The sequence below is a fragment of the Campylobacter sp. CNRCH_2014_2849 genome (assembly GCF_025772845.1).
Taxonomy (GTDB): domain Bacteria; phylum Campylobacterota; class Campylobacteria; order Campylobacterales; family Campylobacteraceae; genus Campylobacter_D; species Campylobacter_D lari_D.
The window spans coordinates 1-4995 of record NZ_JAKMSW010000022.1 but is presented as its reverse complement, the minus strand read 5'-3'; the positions used below and the strand labels follow the sequence as shown (position 1 = coordinate 4995).

Below are 4995 nucleotides of genomic sequence, written 5' to 3'. Positions count from 1 at the left end.
GATTATTTTTAATGAAAGTGATAAGGATATTAAATAGCATATAAAGCTCATTGTTTAACAATGAGCTTATTGTGTTACGAATTTGCTTCTCTCCAATCATCACTTCCGCTTGTTCCAGCCGCTGTATGCTCCCAAATAACTTTTCTGTAATTTAAGGATACCTTAAAAAGCTCTGTTTTGTCATGATTGTTTGCTTCTTGAGCATTTGGCATTACTAAGGTAATATCTGTAATGATAGCATCTTCTAATTTAGTTGTAAAAAAATGTTCTTGTCCACCACTTGTTGATGTTCTAAACCAATGAACTTCAACACTCGGAAGTCTTTCACCTTTTGTAAGTGCATTGTAAAGTAGAGGAACTGCTTTATTTAGAGAGCAAGTGAAAGTAAAAGGCTTATGAACTCTTTGTCCTGATGGTTGTCCACTTTGTTGATCAACTGGAACTGTTACAATATGAGAAATTTCTTGAGCCATAATCTCGTCTTCGTGTCCTGCTTGATAGCGATTTCCTATACTTGCTTCTGTAGAAGCACCACTTGAAATAAGTCCTTGTGTTGAACCTTCGATTTTGATATATGCTGGTTGTGCCATGTTTTTCCTTATGATTATAATTTTAACTTTATATTTATATTAAAAGCTTTTAATATTTTAATACAAAATAAGTAAAAATAATATAAAATTAATAAATAGAAATAAAAATTATTTGAATTTATATTAGGAAAAATTATGTTTCAAAAAATAATGCAAATTTTAAAATCTAGGATTTTTGTAATCACATTAATACTTATTATTTTAGTTGTCTTAAGTTTATTTTTTTGGGCTTATGGTTCTTTATTTGCGTTTAATGAAATTTATGTTTTTAGTAATTCTTATTTAAGATTTGGGATAATTTTTATATTTTGGTGTTGTATTTTTTTGTTTTTTCTTTTAAAGCCTTTAAGTAATTTTATAAAATCTTTTAAGGATGACAAAAGAATAAGACTTAAAGAAATTAAAAAAGAATCTAATGAATTTTTATACAAAGCAAAAAGAAATTTCTTTATCGCATTAAAAGATGCCAAACAAACATGGAAAAAAGATATCAACACTAAAAATTTGCCTCTTGTTGTTATTGTGGGAAATGAAGGTGCTGGTAAAAGTACTTTTATAAATTATTCTGATATAGAATATCCTTTAAGTGATAGTTTAGAATCATATAAAAAGATGCATAAGTCTACCAATAATTTTAGCTTATATGTTTCCAAGAAAGGCGCTTTGCTTGATACTGAAGGAAATTATTTTTCTCAAGAAGATTTTTTTCATCCTAATAGTAGCGATGAGTTACCCGAAGATGATATAGAGAAAAATAGAGACTTTTTAATTAAAAAGAGCATTTGGCAAAATTTTTTAAAATTTTTAAATAAGAATTATTTTCATAGTAAATTAAATGGCATTATTTTAATAATTGATACTCGATTGTTTTTGGAAAACACAAAAGAATATTCTAATAATTTAATTCGTTATTTAACAAAAAGAGTGCATGAGTGTGAAAAAATTTTAGGTGTACAATTACCTATTTATGTTGTTTTTTCAAAATTAGATTTGATAGAAGGTATGAGAGAATTTTTTGATATTTTCAATGAAAAAATTCAAAAAAAAGCTTTTGGTGTAAGTTTTGCAGAACATTTTAAAGAAGAAGATATTCAAAAGTCTTTTGAAGAGATAAGCAAATCTTTGTTTTTACGTTTTGTTGATAAAAATTCTTCTATATACACTATAGAGGAAAAAAATAAAATTTATTTATTTTTAAAGCAGTTGGATAATTTATTTGTATTGAGCAAAGACTTTATCGTGCAACTCCAAAATGAAAATATTTTAAAAAATAGTTCAGTTTTAAGAGGGGTATATTATGTAAGTGCTTATCAAGAAAATGTGCCAAGAAATTTTATGCTTGATACAATTTGTGAAAAGTATAATATAAAAAAACCATTAGCTCAAGTAAAACAGTCTTTTAGCAAGCAAAGTTATTTTGTTCAGTCTTTGCTTGAAGATATTGTCTTTAAAGATTCATCGCTAAGTAGAATTAAAAGTTTTTACAAAAAGATATCGCTTGTGGGTTTAACTATATTTTTGAGTTGTATGACTTATTTTATTTCATCTTATTTTATTCTTAAAAGTGAGCAAGAAAAGAAAATATCTCAAAGTGTTTATACTGATCTTTCATTTTTGTTGAAAAATATGCAAGATTACCCCATGATGAGTATAGAAGAGAAAGCAAAATTATTAGTTGATTTAAGAAATATACTAAGTGTATATCCACAATTAATCGAAAAGGCAAGTTTGTTTGAATATTTTAGCTTAAACATAACATATAAAGGCTTTAAAAAAGCACAAAATTTATATTATAAAATTAGTGAAGATGTGTTGAAAAATACCCTATTAAAAGAAATGGAAATAATATTACAAACTGATGATAATTATGATAACTTAATTAAAACTTTATATGTATATAAATCATTGTTTGAGCAAAAATATCTTGATAAAGATTTATTAAAAATATGGATTAATGAAAATTGGAATTTTTTAGAAAAATATAAAATTTCTAAAGAAAATTTTCTATCTGGTATCGATGAACTTCAAAAGATTGACTTAAGCACTTCTCAGCAAGATGATATTTCGGTTAAACTATCTATTGAAAAACTATATAATGTAGCAAAAATTCAAAGAATATATACTTTACTTAACTTTATCATTCTAGATAAAAACAATAAAGTATATAATTTTAAAAATGAATTAGGATTTGCTGCTAATAATGTTTTCTCAGAGTCTATTAAAATTGATAGTATTGAAGAAATTTACACAAAAAAAGGTATGGCTGACTTTTTGCAAACGTTAAATGTAAAAATAGATAAAGCCATTGAGATTGATTCGTGGATTTTAAATGATTTGTCAAATTCTGAAAATAGAAGCAATATGGCAATGGGAATTATTAAAATTTATTTAACGCAATATCAAAATAAATGGCAAGAAATTTTAAATTCACTTGCACCAAAAAAGTTTATTTCCAAAAGTTCTATGCTAAATGAACTTAATATACTATCTAAAAAAGAAAATCCTTTAATGAATTTTATAAAAATTGTTAGTGTAAATACCAATCTTAACGATGCTACTTTACTAACTCAAGCATATAATCTCGGTGTTAATGCTGCTGAAATAAAGACAAGTTTTATGGGGATTACCAGTTCGTTTGATGCTTATCATAAAATTATAGAACAAAATTCTATTTTAAATACGGGTGCTACTGCTGTAGGTTTAGATGTTGGAAGTCATCAAAAAACCATGGAATTAATAAATACAGATTTGTCTAATATTCATAAAAAAATAACTGACTTTACAACAAATAACTCGCAAACTATTGAGGAAAAAATAAAATACGCTTTAAGCGATAGTAAAGATTCTAGCGACCCATTTAGTTCTCTTGAACAAAATATTAAAAATTTACCAAGTGAATTGGAAAAATATTATGCAACTCTTTCTTTGTATGCTTGGAATATTATAGAAAACCATGGAGTTTCTTTGTTTAATACTGTTTGGTTGAATGAGGTTTATGCACCATTTGTTAATGATATAGCTCCTTTTTATCCTTTTAATTTATTAAGTTCACAAGATTTAAGTATAGATTCTTTTAAAAATTTCTTTGGTAAAAATGGAATTTTAAATAAGTTTTATGAAAAATATTTAACAAATGTTCTAATTAAAAGAAAAAATGTTTACTCTATTAATTCTAAATTTAGCTCAAGATTAACTTTTTCCAAAGAATTTTTGGATTTTATTACTAAGGCTGGTAATTTATCAGAGTTAATGCTAAATGCAAATGATGTAATGAGAGTGCGCTTTACTTTACAAAGTCTTGACTTAAGTGCCGATTTTTCTTTTGTAAAAGTTCAGTATAATGATACTTCTATTATATATGATCACACATTGCATACAAAATTAGATGTTATAACTGATGAATTTAACAATGGAACTAGTTTTGATTTCACTGCGTATTCTTATTTAGATGCTAATATAAATTACACAAAATCATATAAAGGAGAATGGGCTTGGTATAAATTATTACAGGAAAGTAAAAATTCAAATTCATCTTACAGTGTTTTATTTAATGACAATAAAAAAATGTATTTTGATTTCAAACTTAATAATAACAACTCAGATATTAATAATATAATTATGATATTAAGTGATTTTAAAATAGTAGAAAATATAACAAAGGCTCAAAATGATAGATAAAGAAACCATAGGATTGATAATTGAAAATATTGATGAAAATATTACAAAAACAGTAGCTTGTGTATTTGATGAAACTGGTGGACTTGTTGGATCAAGTCCAGAATGTTTATTTTGGATACAAGATAAAAATAATTCTGTTAAAGAAAAACATATGAAGATTACTTTTGAAGAAGGTTTTTTTACTATGACGCCTATAGAATGCAGTGATATTTTTTATAATAATTCTTTTTCTAGATTGGAAGATGGTTATGAAATTATTATCAACAAAGGCGATGTTCTAAAGTTAGGTCTTATTGAGTTGCGTTTTGTTGATTCAAAAGAGATTAAACAAGAAACTTTAAAGCAAGCAAAAGAAATAAAAGAAATAGAAAAACACACACAGATGGATGAAATAGAGCTAAAACCTAGAGGAAAAATAGATGGTTTAGATTTTAAGGCAAAAGAAAACATTAAAGAACTTATTGAAACAAAAATAGATTATAGTTTTATAGAGGATAATAATATTAAAAATTCTGAAGTTATTATGGAATCTAATTCTTCTGTTAATTTAGATTTTACTTATGAAAATATAGGAAAAATTTTAGATAAATTGCAAAATGAATTATCACAAAATCGTAAAAAAACAATACTAAATGATAATTTCCAAAAATTAAATATAGATGATTTTCAAACGGTTATTTCAAAAATTCCGCTTATTAAAGATACAAAACTAATTAATCTTGTTGTA

Annotated in this window: 3 protein-coding genes; 2 read left to right on the top strand and 1 reads right to left on the bottom strand. The window is 25.0% G+C overall.

What is annotated here, in order from left to right; genetic code table 11:
- Positions 1–74 precede the first annotated feature (74 nt).
- Positions 75–590, bottom strand: coding sequence for an Hcp family type VI secretion system effector (locus L8X33_RS08385; protein WP_039626225.1), 516 nt, complete (start codon positions 588–590; stop codon positions 75–77).
- A gap of 135 nt (positions 591–725) precedes the next feature.
- Between L8X33_RS08385 and tssM the strand changes: the two genes are divergently transcribed.
- A complete protein-coding gene (gene tssM, locus L8X33_RS08380; RefSeq protein ID WP_263660854.1) occupies positions 726–4268 on the top strand; it encodes a type VI secretion system membrane subunit TssM in 3543 nt (1180 codons plus the stop codon).
- On the top strand, positions 4258–4995 hold a 738-nt coding region (locus L8X33_RS08375), incomplete at its 3' end, for a hypothetical protein (protein ID WP_263670460.1). The genes tssM and L8X33_RS08375, both read left to right, overlap by 11 nt.

What these genes read in the sequence shown, in the direction of transcription:
- tssM (WP_263660854.1), top strand. Translation starts at nt 726, where the DNA reads ATGTTTCAAAAAATAATGCAAATTTTAAAATCTAGGATTTTTGTAATC.
- L8X33_RS08385 (WP_039626225.1), bottom strand. Translation starts at nt 590, where the DNA reads ATGGCACAACCAGCATATATCAAAATCGAAGGTTCAACACAAGGACTT.